General features: G+C 63.3%; 1 pseudogene. It reads left to right on the top strand.

From position 1 onward, the window contains the following. Window positions 1-314 (top strand): annotated as a pseudogene (locus ACWTU8_RS32800) (phage tail tape measure protein); the annotation flags it as partial. Between the last annotated feature and the right edge of the window lie 122 nt (window positions 315-436).

The following is a 436-nucleotide window of genomic DNA, read 5'->3' on the forward strand; positions in this document are numbered from 1 at the left end:
TCGCAGACGGCACCGAGAGCGCGCCGGCTGGCTGGGCGTGGGTCGGCGAACGGGGTCCCGAGCTGCGCAAGCTGCGCGCCGGCGATGTCATTCGAAGCAACCCGCGCTCGATGCAGATGGCGCAGAACAACAACAGTACGCCTGTGACGCCGAAAATCGACCTTCATGTCACCGTCGTCGGAGGCTCGGGCGATGAGCATATCCGCACGTTGTCCAGGCAGGGCGCGCAGGAGGCGATCAGCGAGTATCACCAGGGCCAGATCAGCGGCGGCTTTGGCGAGACGCAGCGGCGCTACGCGTCGCAGAAGGGTTGAGCGATGGGGCGCTACACCGATCTCCCCACTCTGGACATCGACTTCCTGAAGCCTACGAAAATGTCATTCGATACCAAGGGTGGCGGTTTCGAAGGTGGCCGGAATGGTCTTGGGGAATCTGT

The sequence above is a fragment of the Mesorhizobium sp. BHbdii genome (assembly GCF_053848045.1).